A 19,035-nucleotide genomic window follows, 5' to 3' on the forward strand; every position below is an offset into this window, starting at 1 on the left:
GGAAAGCCCCGGCGTCCGGCCTATCTCGGCGGCATGACCCTTTCGATCCGCTTCGACAATTCCTATGCCCGCCTGCCGGACCGGTTTTTCAGCCGTCAGGCCCCCGAACCGGTGCGCGCGCCGCGGCTGCTGGCGCTGAACCGGCCGCTGGCCGAGGCGCTGGGGCTCGACCCCGAGGCGCTGGCCGCACCCGAGGGCGTCGAGACGCTGGCGGGCAACCGCCTGCCCGAGGGCGCCGAGCCGCTGGCCCAGGCCTATGCCGGGCACCAGTTCGGCGGTTTCGTGCCGCAACTGGGCGATGGCCGCGCGATCCTTCTGGGCGAGGTGGTGGCGCCTGACGGCACCCGGCACGACCTTCAGCTGAAGGGCGCGGGCCGCACCCCCTATTCGCGGATGGGCGACGGGCGCGCCTGGCTGGGCCCGGTGCTGCGCGAATACCTGGTGTCCGAGGCGATGCACGCGCTCGGCATTCCGACGACCCGGGCGCTGGCCGCCGTCGCGACCGGCGAGGACGTGATCCGCGAAACCCGCCAGCCCGGCGCCGTGCTGACCCGGGTCGCGGCCAGCCATGTGCGCGTCGGCACCTTTCAATATTTCGCGGTGCGCAAGGATACCGACGCGCTCGAGGCGCTGGCGCGCCACGTGATGGCCCGCCATTACCCCGAGACCGAAACCGTGCTGGACATGCTGGGCGCGGTGCTGGCCGCCCAGGCCCGGCTGGTGGCGCAATGGATGGGGGTGGGCTTCATCCACGGGGTGATGAACACCGACAATACCTCGGTCGCGGGCGAGACCATCGACTATGGTCCCTGCGCCTTCCTGGACGGCTATCACCCGGACACGGTCTTCAGCTCCATCGACCAGTTCGGGCGCTATGCCTACGGGCGGCAGGCCGATATCGCGGTCTGGAACCTGGCGCAGTTGGCCACCTCGCTGCTGCCGCTGATCGACCCCGACCGCGAGCGCGCCATCGAGGCCGCGACCGCAGCCCTGCACGGCTTTCCCGATCTCTTCAAGGCGGCCTGGCTCGATGTCTTCCGCCCCAAGATCGGGCTTGGCACCGCCGAGGACGGGGATGCCGAGCTGATCCACGGGCTGCTGGACCTGATGGCCGCCGAACGGGCCGATTTCACCAACACCTTCCGCGATCTGGCCGAGGGCCTCTCGCCCGGCAGGCTCCGCGACCGCGCGGGGATCGAGGCCTGGACCGGGCGCTGGCAGGCCCGGCTCGACCGCGAGGGCACCGCCGCCAGCGCGGCCCAGACCCGGATGCGCGCCGCCAACCCCGCCTATATTCCCCGCAACCACCGGATCGAGGCGGCGATCGCGGCCGCCCGCGCGGGCGATCTGGCCCCGTTCGAGCGGCTGCATCGGGTGCTGGCCCATCCCTTCGATCCCCAGGACGAGGCCCGTGCCTTCCGCGCCCCGCCCGCCCCCGGCGAAGAGGTCCGCCAGACCTTCTGCGGCACCTGACGCCGCCCCCTGACGGGGCGTTTCCGCTTTGCCCCGTGCCGGGATCGGGCTAGCCATGGTTCCCGACTGCGTCCCCTCAACGACCCCTGGACCCCGGCATGCCGCCTCTTCAACTCGCCTCCCTGCTGATCGTGCTGGCCGCACTGTTCGGCACCATCAACTATTTCGTGCTGCGCCTGCCGCAGGCCATCGGCATCCTGCTGGTCGCGCTCATCGTCTCGCTGGCCGCGATGGCGCTCGATGCGCTGGTGCCGGGGCTCGGGATCGGCACCGGGTTGCGCGACCTGGTGCTGGGGATCGACTTTTCCGACGCGCTGCTGGAAGGCATGCTGGGCCTGTTGCTGTTCGCGGGCGCGCTGCATGTCAAGGTCGAGGACCTGCGCGCCCAGGCGCTGAGCGTCTTCGTGATGGCAACCATCGGCGTCGCGCTGTCGGTCGCGGTGGTGGGCGTGGGCTTTTCCTGGCTGACCGGCATGCCGCTTCTGGTGGCGCTGGTCTTCGGTGCCGTCGTCTCGCCGACCGACCCGGTAGCGGTGCTGGGGGTGTTGCGCGCGGCCAAGCTCAGCCGGTCGCTGGAAACCACCATCGCGGGCGAGAGCCTCTTCAACGACGGGGTGGCCTATGTGGTCTTCCTGATCCTGATCGGGCTGGCCTTCCCGGCGGCCCATGCCACCCATGGTGCGGCGGGAGACGGAAACGCGGTCGTTGCCGCGGCGATGCTGTTCCTGCGCGAGGCGGTGGGCGGCGCGCTGCTGGGCGGCGTGCTGGGCTGGCTGACCTTCCGGGTGATGCGCCGGATCGACGACTATGCGCTTGAGGTGCTGATCACCCTGGCGCTGGCCTTCGGAGGCTACGAACTGGCGGTGGCGGCCGGGGTCTCGGCACCGATCATGGCGGTGGTGGCCGGGCTGATGATCGGCCATGTCGGCATGAAATACGGCATGTCGGACGAGACCCGGAAATATGTCGATGCCTTCTGGAAGATGATCGACGAGATCCTCAACGCGGTCCTGTTCCTGCTGATCGGCATCGAGGTCTTCGCGGTCGCCTTCGACCTTGACGGGATCGAGACGCTGGTCGCGGCGGTGGCGCTGTCGCTGGCGGCAAGGCTCGTGTCGGTCGCGGTGCCGGTCTTGCTGATCGGGCGCCGCCAGGGCTTTGAACGCGGCACCATCCCGATCATGACCTGGGGCGGGCTCAAGGGCGGGATCTCGGTCGCGCTGGCGCTGAGCCTGCCCGAAAGCGAGTGGAAACCGCTGATCCTGACCGCAACCTATGTCATCGTGGTCTTCTCGATCCTGGTGCAGGGGCTGTCGGTCGGCGCGCTCGCCCGCCGCTTCAGCCGCGAACCCAAACTGGTCTAGCCATGCCCCCCGTCCCGCCCCACCCTCTGGCCGCCTTCGACATCGGCCCCGACGGCACCGCACGGCCGATCGCCGAAGCCTGGCCCGCCGCCGCCCCCGGCCCCGGTGCCGCCTGGCGGTGGCTGCATTTCGCGCTGGCCGATCCGGCGCTGGCCGACTGGACCGAGGCGCATCTGCCCGCCGTCGCGGCCGAGGCCATTCTGCAGACCGAAACCCGTCCGCGCTGCACCCCGCTCGAGGGCGGGCTCATCGTCAACCTGCGCGGCGTCAACCTCAATGCCGGCGCCGAACCCTAGGACATGGTCTCGCTGAGGATCTGGGTCGCGCCGGGGCTGGTGGTCAGCGTGCGCCGCAGCAAGGTCTTCGCGCTTGACGATCTGCGCCGCGCCGCCGCGGCCGGGACCGCGCCAACCAGCCCCGGCGCCTTCCTCGCCGAGATCGCCGAGGGCCTGACCGACCGGTTCGAGGCGGTATCGGTCCAGCTCGAGGACCTGACCGACGAGCTTGAGGAGGCGATCCTCGAACGCGAGGACGAGGATCGCGCCGTCGATCTCGCGCCGCTTCGGCGCAAGGCAATCCGGTTGCGCCGCCACGCCGGGCCGCAGCGCGAGGCGCTGGGGCGGCTGTCCGAGGGGCAGAGCGCGCTGATCGACGCCGAGGCACGCATCCTTCTGGGCGAAAGCGCCAACCGCGCCGCGCGCACGGTCGAGGAGCTTGACGCCGTGGCCGCCCGGCTGGTGGCGCTGCATGATCATCTGGAAGGCCTGCGCGGCACGGTGATGGCGCGGAACGGCTATGTGCTGTCGGTGGTGGCGGCGATCTTCCTGCCGCTCGGGTTTCTGACCGGGCTGTTCGGAGTGAACGTCGCGGGCATGCCGGGCACCGCCAACCCCTGGGCCTTCGCGCTGCTCTCGGCGGCCAATGTGGTCCTGGCGCTTGGGCTTCTGGCGCTGTTCCGGCTGTTGCGCTGGCTGTAAGCCCAGGCCCCGTCCGGCGGGCCGGACAAACGGCGATTTCACTTTCCTCTGGCGCTTCAGGCCGATAATCGGGACCGACACCCTTTCCTGAGGACGCCCGAAAAATGGACAACATGCGCGGCATCATGCTGATGATTGCGGCAATGGCCGCCTTTGCCGTCGAGGACATGTTCGTCAAGAAGGTGGCCGCGACGCTGCCGATCGGGCAGATCCTCACGCTTCTGGGGCTGGGCGGCGGCATCGTCTTCGCGCTGATGGCGCTGCGGCGCGGCCAGCGGCTCTGGTCGCGGGCGCTTCTGAGCCGACCGGTCCTCTTGCGCAATTTCGGCGAGATCGTCGGCACGCTCTGCTATGTCACCGCCATCGCGCTGACGCCGCTGGCCTCGGCCTCGGCCATCCTGCAGGCGACGCCCCTGGCCGTCACGCTGGGCGCCGCCCTCTTCATGGGCGCGCAGGTCGGCCGGCGGCGCTGGACCGCGATCTCGGTCGGCTTTCTCGGGGTTCTTCTCGTCGTGCGCCCCGGGCTCGACGGTTTCGAGCCCGCCTCGATCTTCGCGGTGATCGCGGTCTTCGGGCTGGCGTTGCGCGATCTCGCGACCCGGGCCACGCCGCGCAATGTGGGCTCGCTGCAGCTATCGGCCTATGGCTTCTTCATGCTGGTGCCGGTGGGGCTGGTGATGATGGGGCTCGGCCAGGCCCCCGTGGCGATCGACCGCGCCGATGCGATCTCGCTGTTCGGCGCCTTGGTAATGGGGGTCGCGGGCTATTACGCGATCGTCGAGGGCATGCGCGTCGGCGATGTCGCCGTGGTGACCCCGTTCCGCTATACCCGGCTGATCTTCGCCCTCGTCATCGCCATGCTGGCCTTCGGCGAGCGGCCCGACGCGCTGACGCTGGTGGGCGCGGCGGTCATCATCACCTCGGGGCTCTATACCCTCTGGCGCGAACGCACCCTTTCCCTTCGCCGCGCCGGACGCTAGAACTCGGCCCGAGTTTTTCTTCGTGCATTAGAAAGGGACTGCCCCCCCATGAGCACCATCATCGACATCATCGGCCGCGAGATCCTCGACAGCCGCGGCAACCCCACCGTCGAGGTCGACGTGATCCTCGAGGACGGCACCATGGGCCGGGCCGCCGTGCCCTCGGGCGCCTCGACCGGCGCCCATGAGGCCGTCGAACGTCGCGATGGCGACAAGTCCCGCTACATGGGCAAGGGTGTTCTGGACGCCGTTGCCGCCGTCAATGGCGAGATCGCCGAGGCGCTGGTGGGCTTCGACGCGACCGAGCAGGTCGCCATCGACGCCACCATGATCGAGCTCGACGGCACCGAGAACAAGGGCCGCCTCGGCGCCAACGCCATTCTCGGCGTGTCGCTGGCCGCCGCCAAGGCCGCCGCCGATTACACCGCCCAGCCGCTGTACCGCTACGTGGGCGGCACCTCGGCCCGCCTCCTGCCGGTGCCGATGATGAACATCATCAATGGCGGCGAACATGCCGACAACCCGATCGACATCCAGGAATTCATGATCATGCCGGTCAGCGCGGAGACGATCCGCGACGCCGTGCGCATGGGCTCGGAAGTCTTCCACACCCTCAAGAAGGAACTGGCCGCCGCGGGCCACAACACCGCCATCGGCGACGAGGGCGGCTTTGCGCCCGCGCTGAACTCGACCCGCGATGCGCTCGACTTCATCCTGAAGAGCATCGAGAAGGCGGGCTACAAACCCGGCGAGGATATCTATCTCGCGCTCGACTGCGCCTCGACCGAGTATTTCGAGAACGGCAAATACGAGATGAAGGGCGAGGGCCTCAGCCTGACCGCCGCCGAGAATGTGGACTACCTGTCGAAGCTTTGCGCCGACTATCCGATCATCTCGATCGAGGATGGCTGTGCCGAGGATGACTGGGACGGCTGGAAGCTGCTGACCGACGCGCTGGGCGGCAAGGTGCAGCTGGTGGGCGACGATCTTTTCGTGACCAACCCGAAACGGCTGGCCGATGGCATCAAGGCCGGGGTCGCCAACTCGATGCTGGTCAAGGTCAACCAGATCGGGTCGCTGACCGAGACGCTGAAGGCCGTCGATATGGCCCATCGCGCGCGCTACACCAACGTCATGTCGCACCGCTCGGGCGAGACCGAGGACGCCACCATCGCCGATCTGGCGGTCGCCACCAATTGCGGCCAGATCAAGACCGGCTCGCTGTCGCGCTCGGACCGGCTGGCGAAATACAACCAGCTGATCCGCATCGAGGAAATGCTGGGAGAGACCGCCGAATATGCCGGGACCTCGATCCTGCGCGGCTGATCCCGACAGCCCAATGACAAAAGAAAGGCGCGGCCCCCGGGGCACGCGCCTTTTTCCTGTCCGGCGTCTGCCAATTGGCCGCAGCCGGTCCCGCGACCTGCCGTCGCAGTTCCGGCTTGCATGCCCCCGTCTACATCAGTATACCAACTTGTAGACCCCGTAGGCCGAATCGCGGCTCATCAGAGCTTCGATAAGGGCTTTGCCATCGTCTGTCGGCTGGCCCAGATCGTCCAGCCATCCGCGGCCGCGGGCAACCTGATCTGCGGGGGTGCGGGAAAGCCCCATGCAGAAGAGGGTAAACCCCAGAATTCGCGACACAATATCGTCGTTGGAAAGGTTCTCGCGCCGCTCGGGCGCATCGGTGTCTTCGGTCATGCTCATCCTTGTGTCCCCTTGCATGGCGACAACAGGAAAACGCCGCCGACCCCCTGACGGGATCGCCGTTTCAGATCTTGCAGCAGGCGGAAGATTTTCCGCGCGTTTTCCGTTGCCTATGGGACGTGCTCCTAGCACCTTTCTTATTCGGTTTCATGTCCCCTTCTCGGGGTCCACAGGTATGACCGGCGCCCGCTGGCCGAAATCCGCCGCCCGCCCGCCGGCGGCAAACCGGCTTCCCCCACAGACCCCGCCCCGCTAGGCTGATGCCATGACTGCGGACGAGATCATCGCGACGCTCCGGCTTGCCCCGCATCCCGAAGGGGGCTGGTATCGCCAGACCTGGGTGGCCGAGGCCGCGCCCGGCACCCGGCCCCCCGGAACCGCGATCTACTACCTGCTGGCCGAGGGCCAGCGCAGCCACTGGCACCGGGTCGATGCCGACGAGATCTGGCTGTATCACGCGGGCGATCCGCTGGAACTGACCGTGTCGGCGACCGACGCAGGACCGGCCGCGCCGATGATCCTTGGGGCGGATCTGGCCCAAGGCGCGCGGCCCCAGGGCCTCGTTCCCGCCGGTCACTGGCAGGCCGCGCGGCCGCTGGGCGCCTGGACGCTCGTCAGCTGCACGGTCAGCCCGGGTTTTCGCTTCGAGGGGTTCGAGATGGCCCCGCCCGGCTTCGACATCCCCCGCGCCTGATCCTCAGGGCATCGAGATCCGTCCGCCCGAGACCGGCCGGTCAACCCCGGTCGTGCCGGGGCAGCAGGTCGGCAGGCCGCGCGCCACCCGCACCGCGAGATAGGCGAAGGCCTGCGCCTCGAGCATGTCGCCATCGAGCCCCAGCGCCTCGACCGGCTCCACCGAAAGCCCCGTCCGCGCGGAGATCATCCGCATCAGGACCGGGTTCCGCCGTCCGCCGCCGGTGACCAGCAGCCGCGCGGGCCGCACCGGGCAAAGCGCGATCCCGGCCGCGACCGAGGCCGCGACGACGGCGGCAAGCGTGGCGGCGGCATCGGCATCATTCAGCCCCGCGACCCGATCCAACAGCCCGGAAAAGGCGTTCCGGTCCAGCGACTTGGGCGGCGGCGCGCGGAAATAGGGCTGCTCCAGCAACCAGGCCAGCACCGCCTCGTCCACGCGCCCCCCTGCGGCCAGCGCGCCGTCGCGATCGCAGCTCTGGCCCAGCCGCGTCTGCATCAGATCGTCGATGGGCGCATTGGCGGGGCCGGTGTCGAAGGCCAGCAGCGCGCCCTCGTCCTCGGGGCGTGCGCGGCCGGGATCGACCCAGGTCAGGTTGCCGACGCCGCCCAGATTGAGGAAGGCGACCGGCGCCGCCAGCCCGGCCCGGCGCGCGCAGGCGAAATGGTAGAAAGGCGCCAGCGGCGCCCCCTGCCCGCCCGCGGCGACATCGGCACTGCGGAAATCCCAGACCACCGGCAGGCCCAGCGCGCGCGCCAGCGCCGCGCCATCGCCCGCCTGATGGGTGCCGCGCCCGCCCGGATCATGGGCCAGCGTCTGGCCATGCACCCCCGCCAGATCGGCGCCCGGGATCCGCGCCATGACCTCGGCATGGGCGGCCTCGACCACGGCCGCCGCCGCGGCCACGCCCGGATCGCCCGGCCAGCCCCCAAGGGCTGCCGCCAGCACCGCCCGTTCTTCGGGGGAATAGGGCCGGTAGGCGGAGGGGCCGAAGCCGAAGACGGTCTTGCCATCGGTCTCGATCAGGGCCGCGTCGACCCCGTCGAGCGACGTGCCCGACATGGTCCCCAGCACCCGCACCGTCCCGCTGTCGATCATGGTCTTTCCCTCCCGGCCTGCCGCCGATATATCACGGCGGAACTTTAACCCAAGGGACAAGAGGCAATGACCTATCACCCGAAATCGGACTTCCTGCGCGTGATGATCGAGCGCGGCTTTCTGGCCGACTGCACCGATTATCAGGGCCTGGACGAGGCTCTGATTGCGGGAGTGGTCCCGGCCTATATCGGCTTCGATGCGACGGCCAAGTCGTTGCATGTGGGCGGCCTGATCCAGATCATGATGCTGCGCTGGCTGCAGAAGACCGGCCACAAGCCGCTGGTCCTGATGGGGGGCGGTACCACCAAGGTGGGCGATCCGTCCTTCCGGGCCGACGAACGCCCGCTGCTGACACCCGACCAGATCGAGGCGAACATCGCGGGCATCCGGCAGGTCTTTGCCAAATACGTCAGTTTCGGCGACGGGCCGACCGATGCGTTGATGCTGAACAACGCCGAATGGCTGGACGGGCTGAACTACCTCGATTTCCTGCGCGATGTGGGGCGGCATTTCTCGGTCAACCGGATGCTGTCCTTCGAGTCGGTCAAGTCGCGGCTCGACCGGGAACAGTCGCTGTCCTTCCTCGAATTCAATTACATGATCCTGCAGGCCTACGACTTCATGGAGCTGAACCGCCGCTATGGCTGCGGCCTGCAGATGGGCGGGTCGGACCAGTGGGGCAACATCGTCAACGGCATCGACCTGACGCGGCGGATCATCGACCGCGAAGTCTACGGCCTGACCTCGCCGCTGCTGACCACCTCGGACGGCAAGAAGATGGGCAAGAGCCAGTCGGGCGCGGTCTGGCTGAATGCCGACATGCTGAGCCCCTACGAGTTCTGGCAATTCTGGCGCAACACCACCGATGCCGATGTCGGGCGGTTCCTGAAGCTTTACACCGAACTTCCCCTCGGGGAATGCGAACGCCTGGGGGCGCTGGAAGGCAACGCCATCAACGACGCCAAGATCGTGCTTGCGAACGAGGTCACGGCGCTGGCCCATGGCCGTGCGGCGGCCGAGGCGGCCGAGGCGACCGCGCGCGAGGTCTTCGAGAAGGGCGGCGTGGGCGAGGATCTGCCGACGGTCGCGCTGAGCGCGGACGAACTCGCCGGAGGCATTTCGGTCGTGCAGCTCATCACCCGGGCGGGCCTTGCGAAATCGGGCAAGGAAGCCAAACGGCTGATCGCCGAGGGCGGCGCCCGTCTGAACGATGAACCGCTGTCCGATGCCGGGCTGATGGTCGATGCCGCGATGCTGGCCGAGCCGATCAAGCTGTCGGCGGGCAGGAAGCGTCACGCGCTGGTGCGGCTCGGCGACTGAGCCTGAACCGGACCCGAAAAAGGCGCCGCGCGGGGACTGTCCGCGCGGCGTTTTTTTCTTGCCCGATCAGCCGCGGCGCCGCAGCAGTCCGAAGCCCGCCAGCGCGCTGAGGATCAGCACGCCGCCTGCCGGAAGCGGCACCGGCGCCGGCTGGGCGATGGCGGCGATGTCGTCATAACCATAGGTCGCATCGGCGAAGTTGAAGATCTCGAACCCGGTCAGCGCGACCGAGAAGCTGTCGGCCCCGTTCTCGAAGCTCAGCCCGAGGATCGAGCCCGTGAGCGTCGCGCTCAGCATGTCGAAAGTGTAGTCGAGCGCCGAGAACTGGTCCTGCCCCTCGCCGCCGTCGAACAGCGCCCCCGCACCGCCGAAGATGTCCGAGAAGCCGCCGATCAGATCGAAGGCATCGTCGCCTGCGCCGAACTCGGCCCCGCCGACGACGCTGCTGCCCTCGAAGCTGACGAAGACATCGTTGCCCGCGCGCAGCTGCAGCGCCAGCCCCGTCGGGTCGGCCGCGCCATCGCGCGTACTCATCAGCGTACCCGCATTGTAGACCGCGATATCCTGGGTCACGGCCTCGTCGGTCTCGACCGCGACGGTGCCCGAGATCAGCCCGAAGTTGTCGATGACCCCCGTCCCGGTGCCCGGGTCGAAGTCGATGGCGGCATCGACGGTCGAGCGGATCACCCCGGTCGCCTCGTTGCGGATATAGCCTGAATCGATGTCGATGGCGTCCTGCGGATCGTCGCTGTCGCCGGGGGTCTGGATATTGGCGATGAGCCCCGAATTGACGATGGTCGCGTTCTCGCCGACCTGAATGGCGTCGTCGAAGCCCTCGATCGTGCCCTTGTTGGTGATGTCGGCACCGTTGCCGGTCTCGATCCCCTCATTGCCGGTCGAGCGGATCACCGCCCCGGCCGTGTTGACCAGCGTCAGGCCGTTGCCGCCTTCGTCATCGTCGTCGGGCCCGGCCTTGACCGCCTTGCCGGGGGTTTCGATCAGCCCGGTATTGGTCAGGCTCAGCCCGTCATGGCCTTCGGTGTCGACACCGTCATCGGCCGCGCGGATCGTGCCGTCATTGTTCAGGGTCAGATCGTCGCCCGCCACGACCGCGTCGTCGCTGCCCTCGATGGTGCCGCTGTTCAGCAGCGTGTTGCCGTCGCCCTTGATCTTGACGGCATCCGTGTCGGCCGCCGCGGGCGCGACCGAGGCCCCGTCCTGGACATAGACGGTCAGATCGTCCGAGCCGTCCGAAAAGCCGTCGGTATCGGCGCCGGTGCAGAACACGACATCGCCCGCTCCGGGATTGTCCGGCGCACAGTCGGCCAAGGCCAGCCCCGGCCCCGCCAGCACGCCCATCGTCGTCAGAAGAAGAATCCGTTTCATTGGCAGCCCCCCGGCATGAACTCAAATGCCTTCCCGCTACCCGGCAGAGTTAACAAATCCGTGACAGCCCGGCGAGCCGGAGGCCGGATTTGGGCTCTCGGCCGCAAAAAGGGCGGAGCCCGCAGGCCCCGCCCCGATTTTTGCACGCCGAAGAAGAGCTTAGTCGGTCACGCTCACCTTGACCATGCGGTCGGGCTGTCCCGTGACCTCGCCGTTCCGGCCCGAGCCGCGCTTGATCGCGTCGACCACGTCCATGCCCTTGGTCACCCGGCCGACGACCGTGTACTGACCGTTCAGATGCGGCGCCGGGGCGAACATGATGAAGAACTGCGAATTGGCCGAATCCGGGTTGGCCGAGCGCGCCATGCCGACCGTGCCCCTGTCGAACGGCACGTCCGAGAATTCGGCCTTGAGGTCGGGGCGGGTCGACCCGCCGGTGCCCGCGCGCCGCATGTCCATGCCGAGCTTGCCGAATTCGACATCGCCGGTCTGCGCCATGAAACCGTCGATCACCCGGTGGAAGACGACATCGTCATAGGCGCCCTCGCGGGCCAGCTCGGCGATGCGCTGGACATGACCGGGCGCCACATCGTCCAGCAGCTCGACATGGACGGTGCCGTTCGCCCCCTCTCCCGCCACCTGGATGTCGAGACCGGTCGCCAGCGCCGGTCCCGCCAGGGTGCAGAGAAGCGCGACCAGAAGGTTACGCATCGGCGGCGACCTTGACGCTGATCATGCGGTCGGGATTGGCCGGCGGCTCGCCCCGGACAATGGCGTCGACATGCTCCATCCCCTCGATCACCCGGCCATAAACGGTGTACTGGCCGTTGAGGAAATGGTTGTCGGCGAAGTTGATGAAGAACTGCGAATTGGCCGAGTTCGGGTTCGAGGACCGCGCCGCGCCCAGCGTGCCCCGGTCATGGGGCAGCTTGGAAAACTCGGCGGGCAGGTCGGGCAGGTCGGACCCTCCGGTCCCGGCCCGGCCGGGGTTGTAGTCCTTTTCGGCATTGCCATGCGCAACATCGCCGGTCTGGGCCATGAAGCCCTCGATCACGCGGTGGAACACGACATTGTCATAGTCCCCGGCGCGCGCAAGCGCCTTCATCCGCTCGACATGCTTCGGGGCAACCTCGGGCAGAAGCGCGATCACGACGCGGCCCCCCTTCAGCTCCATGATGATGGTGTTCTCGGGGTCCTTGATCTCGGTCATCGCCGGTTCCTCCTCGGGATCTCTGTCGGGCCGAGACACTAGTGCGGCGGAAAGGCGATGAAAAGAGGCGCCGACGGGACCGGCCATTGACCTTTCCGGCACTTCGGGCGAATTAACGCCAACGTGAGCCCTTCGGGAGGACGACACATGCCCTGGAAGACCCTCGACGACATGGACCTTGCCGGCAAGGTGGTCCTGGTCCGGGTGGACATCAACGTACCGGTCGAGGATGGCCGGGTGACCGACGCGACGCGGATCGAGCGGATCAAGCCGACCGTGGACGACATCCTGAAGGCGGGCGGCAAGCCCGTGCTGCTGGCCCATTTCGGCCGGCCCAAGGGCAAGGTCGTGCCCGAGATGAGCCTCAAGATCACCCTGCCCGCGCTGGAAGAGGCGTTCGGCCGCGGCGTGATCTTTGCCGACGACTGCATCGGGCTGCCGGCCAAGCAGGCCGTCGCCGCGCTCAGCGAGGGCGACATCCTGCTGCTGGAAAACACCCGTTTCCACGAGGGCGAGGAAAAGAACGACCCGGCGCTGGCTGCCGCGATGGCCGCGCTTGGCGACATCTACGTGAACGACGCCTTCTCGGCCGCGCACCGGGCGCATGCCTCGACCGAGGGCATCGCCAAGCTGCTGCCCTCCTGCGCGGGACGGCTGATGGAGGCCGAGCTGACTGCGCTGGAAGGCGCTCTTGGCAACCCGGCCCGGCCGCTGGTGGCGGTCGTGGGGGGCGCCAAGGTCTCGACCAAGCTCGATCTTCTGGGCAATCTCGTCGGCAAGGTCGATTTCCTGGTGATCGGCGGCGGCATGGCCAATACCTTCCTGGCCGCCCAGGGCATCAATGTCGGCAAGTCGCTGTGCGAACATGACATGGCCGGCACTGCGCGCGACATCAAGGACAAGGCCGATGCCGCGGGCTGCCGGATCGTGCTGCCGGTCGACGTGGTGGTCGCGCGCGAATTCCGCGCGGGCGCGGTGAACGAGACCGTTGCGGCCGATGCCTGCCCTGCCGATGCGATGATCCTCGATGCCGGCCCGAAATCGGTCGAGCTGATCGAGGAGGTCTTCGCCAAGTGCAAGACGCTGATCTGGAACGGCCCGCTCGGCGCCTTCGAGATCGACCCGTTCGATGCCGCCACCAACGCGGCGGCGGCCAAGGCGGCCGAGCTGACCGAAGCCGGGCTGCTGGTGTCGGTCGCGGGCGGCGGCGACACGGTCGCGGCGCTGAACGGCGCAGGCGCGGCCGAAAAGTTCAGCTATATCTCGACCGCGGGCGGTGCCTTCCTCGAATGGATGGAAGGCAAGACCCTGCCGGGCGTGGCCGCGCTTCAGGACTGAGCCGGGTCAGCCCGGCCTGTCCGCCCTGACCCATGAACGGCGGCCCGCCCGGGCCGCCGTCATTGTGATGGGCGGCCCCGACTTTTCGATTCACAAGCCGATTCGCTTGCCCTAGACTGCGGCGGACCGCGCCTGTCGCGCGGCAAGCAGGGGCAGGGTCATGACCGCGGCGCGTCTGCGCCCCGCCTGGGGGGCGCTCGTCTATATCGGGATCAGTTTCTCGCTGGCGATGTATTTCACTTTCGCCGCGGTGCAGGGCGATTACGGGCTGTTCCGCCGGATCCAGATCGAGGCCGATGCCGCCGCGCTCGAAGCCCAGAAGGCCGCGCTCGAGGCCGAACTCGAGGCCGTCTCGAACAAGACCCGGCGGCTGTCGGACGGCTATCTCGACCTCGACCTTCTCGACGAACGCGCCCGCAGCGTGCTGGGCCTGATCCGCGCCGACGAAATCGTCGTGCGCTGAGCGGCCGCGCGCCACATCCCCACAGCTTTCCGTCTCTGGCCGAAACCGGCCTGCCCGGCCGCGACCGGCAAAAAGCCCTCGCAATCCTGGAATCGCTCTGATATATTTTCGTTTAACGTTAAACCATTTCTGCGCATGGGAGGCGCCGCCCGATGGCCACGCGAAAACCGCCCGCGAAACCGAACACCTCCAAGGAAGAATTGCTGACCTTCTACCGCGAGATGCTGCTGATCCGGCGCTTCGAGGAGAAGGCCGGCCAGCTTTACGGCATGGGGCTGATCGGCGGGTTCTGCCACCTCTATATCGGCCAGGAAGCGGTCGTCGTCGGGCTTGAGGCCGCGGCAGAAGAGGGCGACAAGCGCGTCACCTCGTATCGCGACCACGGCCATATGCTGGCCTGCGGCATGGACCCCAAGGGGGTGATGGCCGAATTGACGGGCCGCGAGGGCGGTTATTCCAAGGGCAAGGGCGGCTCGATGCACATGTTCTCGAAGGAGCGCCATTTCTATGGCGGCCACGGGATCGTGGGCGCCCAGGTGCCGATCGGCGCGGGGCTGGCCTTCTCGGACAAGTACAAGGGCAACGGCCGGGTGACATTCGCCTATTTCGGCGACGGCGCCGCCAACCAGGGCCAGGTCGCGGAAACCTACAACATGGCCCAGCTCTGGTCGCTGCCGGTGATCTTCGTGATCGAGAACAACCAGTATGCCATGGGCACCTCGGTCAAGCGCTCGACCATGAGCCCCGATTTCTGGGAACGCGGCGCCTCCTACGGCATCGCGGGCGAGGCGGTCGACGGCATGGACGTGCTGGCGGTCAAGGCCGCGGGCGAGAAGGCCGTCGCCCACTGCCGCGCGGGCAAGGGCCCCTATATCCTGGAAATCATGACCTACCGCTATCGCGGCCACTCGATGTCTGACCCCGCGAAGTACCGCTCGCGCGAGGAGGTGCAGAAGATCCGCGAGGAACGCGACGCCATCGAGCATGTGCGCGAGCTGATCCTGCAGGGCAAGCACGCGACCGAGGACGAGCTGAAGGAGATCGACAAGGAGATCAAGGCCGTCGTGAACGAGGCCGCCGAGTTCGCCAAGGAAAGCCCCGAACCCGCTCTCGACGAGCTTTACACCGACATCTACGCCGACACGGCGCCGCAGAACGCCTGAGCGAGGAGAGACAGACATGGCAACGGAAATCCTGATGCCCGCGCTTTCCCCGACGATGGAAGAGGGCACTCTGGCGAAATGGCTGGTCAAGGAGGGCGACACCGTCTCGGCGGGCGACATCCTGGCCGAGATCGAGACCGACAAGGCGACGATGGAATTCGAGGCCGTCGACGAGGGCCTGATCGGCAAGATCCTGATCGAGGCCGGCACCGAAGGCGTGAAGGTCAACACCCCCATCGCCGTGCTGGTCGAAGAGGGCGAAGATGCCGACGCCGCCGTCAAGGCGGCGCAGGAGGCCGCGCCCGCGGCCGACGCGGACGGCAAGGCGGCCTCCGGCGGAGGCTCCGCGCCGTCCGCCCCCGCCGAACCGAAACGCGCCCGGCCGGTGGCCGAACCCGAGATCCCCGAAGGCACGAAGATGAAATCGACCACGGTCCGCGAGGCGCTGCGCGATGCCATGGCCGAAGAGATGCGCCGCGACGGCGACGTCTTCCTGATGGGCGAGGAGGTCGCCGAATACCAAGGCGCCTACAAGATCAGCCAGGGGCTGCTTGACGAATTCGGCTCCAGGCGGGTGATCGACACCCCGATCACCGAACATGGCTTTGCCGGTCTCGGCGTCGGCGCGGCCTTCGGCGGCCTGCGCCCCATCGTCGAGTTCATGACCTTCAACTTCGCCATGCAGGCCGTCGACCAGATCATCAACTCGGCCGCCAAGACGCTGTACATGTCGGGCGGCCAGATGGGCTGCCCCATCGTTTTCCGCGGCCCGAACGGCGCCGCCGCCCGGGTCGCCGCCCAGCACAGCCAGGACTATGCCGCCTGGTATGCCCATATCCCCGGCCTCAAGGTGGTCCAGCCCTATTCGGCCGCCGATGCCAAGGGCCTGCTGAAAACCGCGATCCGCGACCCGAACCCGGTGATCTTCCTTGAAAACGAGATCCTCTACGGCCGCAGCTTCGAGGTTCCGGTGCTCGACGATTTCACCATCCCCTTCGGCAAGGCCCGGATCTGGCGCGAGGGCAAGGATGTGACGCTGGTCAGCTTCGGCATCGGCATGGCCCATACGCTCGAGGCCGCCGATGCGCTGGCCAAGGAAGGCATCGAGGCCGAGGTGATCGACCTGCGCACGCTGCGCCCGCTCGACACCGCGACGGTGATCGAAAGCGTCAAGAAGACCAACCGCTGCGTCACCGTCGAGGAAGGTTTCCCGGTCTGCTCGATCGGCAACCACATCTCGGCGGTGCTGATGCAGGAAGCCTTCGACTGGCTCGACGCGCCGGTGATCAACTGCACCGGCAAGGACGTGCCGATGCCCTATGCGGCGAACCTGGAAAAGCTGGCGCTGGTGACCGCGAAAGAGGTCGTCGAAGCCGCCCGCGCTGTGACCTACCGCTGAGGAGACCGGCATGCCCACCGAAATCCTGATGCCCGCCCTCTCTCCGACCATGGAGGAAGGCACGCTCGCGAAATGGCTGGTCAAGGAAGGCGACACCGTCGCTTCCGGCGACCTCATCGCCGAGATCGAGACCGACAAGGCCACGATGGAATTCGAGGCCGTCGACGACGGCCGGATCGGCAAGCTGCTGGTCGCGGCCGGAACCGAGGGCGTGAAGGTCAACACCCCCATCGCCATCCTGCTGGAGGACGGCGAAAGCGAGGACGACATCGACAACAACGCGTCCCCGTCGAAACCGGCCCCGGAGGCTGCGCCCGCAGCCGACGCGGGCGGCAAGGCGGCCCCCGACAGGGGCCCCGCGCCGGCCGCCGCCCCGCCCGCGCCCGGCGCCACCGATGGCCAACGGATCTTCGCCTCGCCGCTCGCGCGCCGGATCGCGGCCGAGAAGGGTCTCGACCTGACCGCGATCGCGGGCTCGGGCCCACGCGGGCGTATCGTCAAAGCCGATGTCGAGGCCGCGACCGCCCCCGCCGCGAAACCCGCGACGGCCGAGGCGCCCCAGACCTCCGCCCCCCCGCAGGCCGCCGCCGCCCAGGCCGCCGGGCTATCGCCGGACGCGGTCGCGCGGATGTATGAAGGGCGCGCCTACGAGGTCGTCCCCCTCGACGGCATGCGCAAGACCATCGCCGCCCGCCTGACCGAGGCCAAGCAGACCATCCCGCATTTCTACCTGCGCCGCGACATCCGGCTCGACGCGCTGCTCGACTTCCGCAGCACGCTCAATGCACAGTTGGGCCCCCGAGGCGTCAAGCTTTCGGTCAACGACTTTATCATCAAGGCCTGCGCGCTGGCGCTCCAGCAGGTGCCCAGGGCCAATGCAGTCTGGGCCGGCGACCGCATCCTGCAACTGAAACCCTCCGATGTGGCGGTCGCGGTCGCCATCGAGGGCGGGCTCTTCACGCCCGTCCTGAAGGATGCCGAGACCAAGTCGCTCAGCCAGCTTTCGAAAGAGATGAAAGATCTGGCGACCCGCGCCCGCGACCGCAAGCTCGCGCCGCAGGAGTATCAGGGCGGCAGCTTCGCGATTTCCAATCTCGGGATGTTCGGGATCGACAATTTCGACGCGGTGATCAACCCGCCCCATGGCGCGATTCTCGCGGTCGGCGCGGGCGTGAAGAAACCCGTCGTCAACGAGGCCGGAGAGATCGAGGTCGCGACCGTCATGTCGGTCACGCTCAGCGTCGATCACCGGGTGATCGACGGGGCGCTTGGCGCCGAGTTGCTGCAGGCGATCCGGGACAATCTGGAAAACCCGCTCGCCATGCTGGCCTGAGCCCGCCCCCGGCCCTGCAGGATCGCCGGTCCTGCAGGGCCGGGGCCTTATCCCGTCAACGGCTTGCTCAACTCGACCCAGATCGGGCGGTGATCGCTCGGGCGCTGGGTTCGCGCGGCGCCGGACCCGTCCAGTTCCGCCTCATAGGCGTCATGGGCGATCCCGGCTGCCTGTACCCAGGGCGCAAGCCCCGGCGAGATCGCGAAATGATCCAGCAAAAGCGGCCGGTCGGGCACCTCGTCGACGAAATCGTCGAAGCGCGCGGTGAACAGCGCCGCAGGCGGCACATGGGCCAGCAGCGGATGGCGGAAGATCAGCTCGGGCGTGAAGGTGGACCCCAGCACGATATCGGCCACGTTATGGGTCAGATAGCTCCGCTCGAAGAAATCCGTCCCCGGCCCGTCGTTCCAGTCTCCGGTGACCACGATCCGCGCCGCCGGGTCGTCCGTCACCAGCGTGTCGAGATAGGCACGCAGCCGGAAGCCCTCGGCCGAAATGCGCCTGCGCGCCAGCAAGGCCGCCACCACGAATTCCTGCCGCCGCACCGGATCGCGCCAGAGCGCCTCGCCGCCATGGACATATTTCGACTTGGTGTGCAGCACGACGACCCGGACCGGCGCGCCGCCCACCGGGTCGATATCGACCACCAGCGGCAGCCGGGTAAAGTCATAGCCCTGCAACAGCATGTCGCCATTGACGTCCGCCGCCCAGGGCTCGGTCAGCGCCAAGGTCGCGGCATCGCGCGCCCGCTCGACCGCGCGCACCAGCCCGTCCCGGCGGCGCAGCACGTAAAGCTTCTGCGCGCCCCCGTCGGAACCGATCAGCGCCTCAAAGCGCAGCCCGTCGGCATCCGACAGAAACTCGTCGAGAAACAACGCCATCTCGGCCTCGGCGCTGGGGCCTTCCTGCAGACACAGAAGATCGGGCGCCAGCGCGTCGATCACTGCGGCGGCCTTGCGGGCACAGGTCCGCGCCTCGTCCGCCGACAGCTCGTTCGAGCCCCAGCGCGGCCGGGCATTGCCCGAAAACCACTTGTTCATCCATTCGAGATTCCAGTCGACGATTTTCACGCCCGCCTCCCCTGCGACCGATGACCCAAGGGAAGCCTAGCACAGCCGCGCGACTTGCGG

General features: G+C 68.1%; 17 protein-coding genes and 1 pseudogene. 12 read left to right on the plus strand and 6 right to left on the minus strand.

Annotated features, from left to right (window positions below):
• The first annotated feature begins 33 nt into the window (after positions 1 to 33).
• The 5 genes and pseudogenes from EV657_RS13250 (at position 34) to eno (ending at position 6,120) form a co-directional block, all read left to right on the plus strand.
• Positions 34 to 1,473 (plus strand): protein adenylyltransferase SelO, encoded by a 1,440-nt coding sequence (locus tag EV657_RS13250; RefSeq protein ID WP_134078248.1) that lies wholly within the window; start codon positions 34 to 36, stop codon positions 1,471 to 1,473.
• Positions 1,474 to 1,571: 98 nt separating this feature from the next.
• Positions 1,572 to 2,837: a cation:proton antiporter gene (locus EV657_RS13255; RefSeq protein WP_113669355.1), complete on the plus strand. Its 1,266-nt coding sequence runs from the start codon at positions 1,572 to 1,574 to the stop codon at positions 2,835 to 2,837.
• A 2-nt stretch (positions 2,838 to 2,839) separates the two neighbouring features.
• Positions 2,840 to 3,814: pseudogene (locus tag EV657_RS13260) on the plus strand (zinc transporter ZntB).
• Between the two features lie 104 nt (positions 3,815 to 3,918).
• Positions 3,919 to 4,794, plus strand: coding sequence for a DMT family transporter (locus EV657_RS13265; protein ID WP_134078250.1), 876 nt, complete (start codon positions 3,919 to 3,921; stop codon positions 4,792 to 4,794).
• A gap of 48 nt (positions 4,795 to 4,842) precedes the next feature.
• Positions 4,843 to 6,120 (plus strand): phosphopyruvate hydratase, encoded by a 1,278-nt coding sequence (gene eno, locus EV657_RS13270; protein ID WP_134078252.1) that lies wholly within the window; start codon positions 4,843 to 4,845, stop codon positions 6,118 to 6,120.
• A gap of 135 nt (positions 6,121 to 6,255) precedes the next feature.
• Here eno and EV657_RS13275 read toward each other — a convergent pair whose 3' ends face one another.
• Entirely contained in the window at positions 6,256 to 6,501 is a 246-nt protein-coding gene (locus EV657_RS13275) for a hypothetical protein (protein WP_166673707.1), read from the minus strand.
• Between the two features lie 265 nt (positions 6,502 to 6,766).
• On the opposite strand from EV657_RS13275, the gene EV657_RS13280 reads away from it, so the two are divergent.
• The gene (locus EV657_RS13280) at positions 6,767 to 7,195 is read left to right on the plus strand and encodes a cupin domain-containing protein (RefSeq protein ID WP_113669357.1); all 429 of its coding nucleotides are present in this window, start codon (positions 6,767 to 6,769) and stop codon (positions 7,193 to 7,195) included.
• Between the two features lie 3 nt (positions 7,196 to 7,198).
• On the opposite strand, the gene EV657_RS13285 is transcribed toward EV657_RS13280, so the two are convergent.
• Positions 7,199 to 8,293, minus strand: a complete 1,095-nt coding sequence (locus EV657_RS13285) for an anhydro-N-acetylmuramic acid kinase (protein ID WP_134078255.1) — start codon at positions 8,291 to 8,293, stop codon at positions 7,199 to 7,201.
• Between the two features lie 66 nt (positions 8,294 to 8,359).
• Here EV657_RS13285 and tyrS point away from each other — a divergent pair, with 66 nt between their 5' ends.
• Complete coding sequence (gene tyrS, locus EV657_RS13290; RefSeq protein WP_134078257.1) at positions 8,360 to 9,613, plus strand: tyrosine--tRNA ligase; 1,254 nt, start codon at positions 8,360 to 8,362, stop codon at positions 9,611 to 9,613.
• A gap of 66 nt (positions 9,614 to 9,679) precedes the next feature.
• Here tyrS and EV657_RS13295 read toward each other — a convergent pair whose 3' ends face one another.
• The 3 genes from EV657_RS13295 to EV657_RS13305 form a co-directional block, all read right to left on the minus strand.
• Entirely contained in the window at positions 9,680 to 10,999 is a 1,320-nt protein-coding gene (locus tag EV657_RS13295; protein WP_134078258.1) for a VPLPA-CTERM sorting domain-containing protein, read from the minus strand.
• Between the two features lie 159 nt (positions 11,000 to 11,158).
• Positions 11,159 to 11,710, minus strand: coding sequence for a peptidylprolyl isomerase (locus tag EV657_RS13300; RefSeq protein ID WP_113669361.1), 552 nt, complete (start codon positions 11,708 to 11,710; stop codon positions 11,159 to 11,161).
• A complete protein-coding gene (locus EV657_RS13305) occupies positions 11,703 to 12,209 on the minus strand; it encodes a peptidylprolyl isomerase (RefSeq protein WP_075785345.1) in 507 nt (168 codons plus the stop codon). Before EV657_RS13305 ends, EV657_RS13300 begins: the two co-directional genes overlap by 8 nt.
• Positions 12,210 to 12,356: 147 nt before the next feature.
• On the opposite strand from EV657_RS13305, the gene EV657_RS13310 reads away from it, so the two are divergent.
• The 5 genes from EV657_RS13310 to EV657_RS13330 all read left to right on the plus strand — a co-directional run bounded on the left by EV657_RS13310 (position 12,357) and on the right by EV657_RS13330 (position 17,905).
• A complete protein-coding gene (locus EV657_RS13310) occupies positions 12,357 to 13,547 on the plus strand; it encodes a phosphoglycerate kinase (RefSeq protein WP_113669362.1) in 1,191 nt (396 codons plus the stop codon).
• Positions 13,548 to 13,707: 160 nt separating this feature from the next.
• Entirely contained in the window at positions 13,708 to 14,010 is a 303-nt protein-coding gene (locus tag EV657_RS13315; RefSeq protein ID WP_113669363.1) for an FtsB family cell division protein, read from the plus strand.
• Positions 14,011 to 14,162: 152 nt separating this feature from the next.
• Positions 14,163 to 15,173 carry a pyruvate dehydrogenase (acetyl-transferring) E1 component subunit alpha gene (gene pdhA / locus EV657_RS13320; RefSeq protein WP_075785342.1) on the plus strand — a complete coding sequence of 337 codons (1,011 nt, stop codon included), beginning with the start codon at positions 14,163 to 14,165 and terminating at the stop codon, positions 15,171 to 15,173.
• Positions 15,174 to 15,189: 16 nt separating this feature from the next.
• The gene (locus EV657_RS13325) at positions 15,190 to 16,572 is read left to right on the plus strand and encodes a pyruvate dehydrogenase complex E1 component subunit beta (protein ID WP_075785341.1); all 1,383 of its coding nucleotides are present in this window, start codon (positions 15,190 to 15,192) and stop codon (positions 16,570 to 16,572) included.
• A 10-nt stretch (positions 16,573 to 16,582) separates the two neighbouring features.
• Entirely contained in the window at positions 16,583 to 17,905 is a 1,323-nt protein-coding gene (locus tag EV657_RS13330) for a pyruvate dehydrogenase complex dihydrolipoamide acetyltransferase (protein WP_134078260.1), read from the plus strand.
• Positions 17,906 to 17,952: 47 nt separating this feature from the next.
• Here EV657_RS13330 and EV657_RS13335 read toward each other — a convergent pair whose 3' ends face one another.
• Positions 17,953 to 18,975 (minus strand): endonuclease/exonuclease/phosphatase family protein, encoded by a 1,023-nt coding sequence (locus EV657_RS13335; RefSeq protein WP_134078262.1) that lies wholly within the window; start codon positions 18,973 to 18,975, stop codon positions 17,953 to 17,955.
• Positions 18,976 to 19,035: the final 60 nt, after the last annotated feature.

This window comes from Rhodovulum visakhapatnamense (genome assembly GCF_004365965.1).
In the GTDB taxonomy this organism is placed as follows: domain Bacteria; phylum Pseudomonadota; class Alphaproteobacteria; order Rhodobacterales; family Rhodobacteraceae; genus Rhodovulum; species Rhodovulum visakhapatnamense.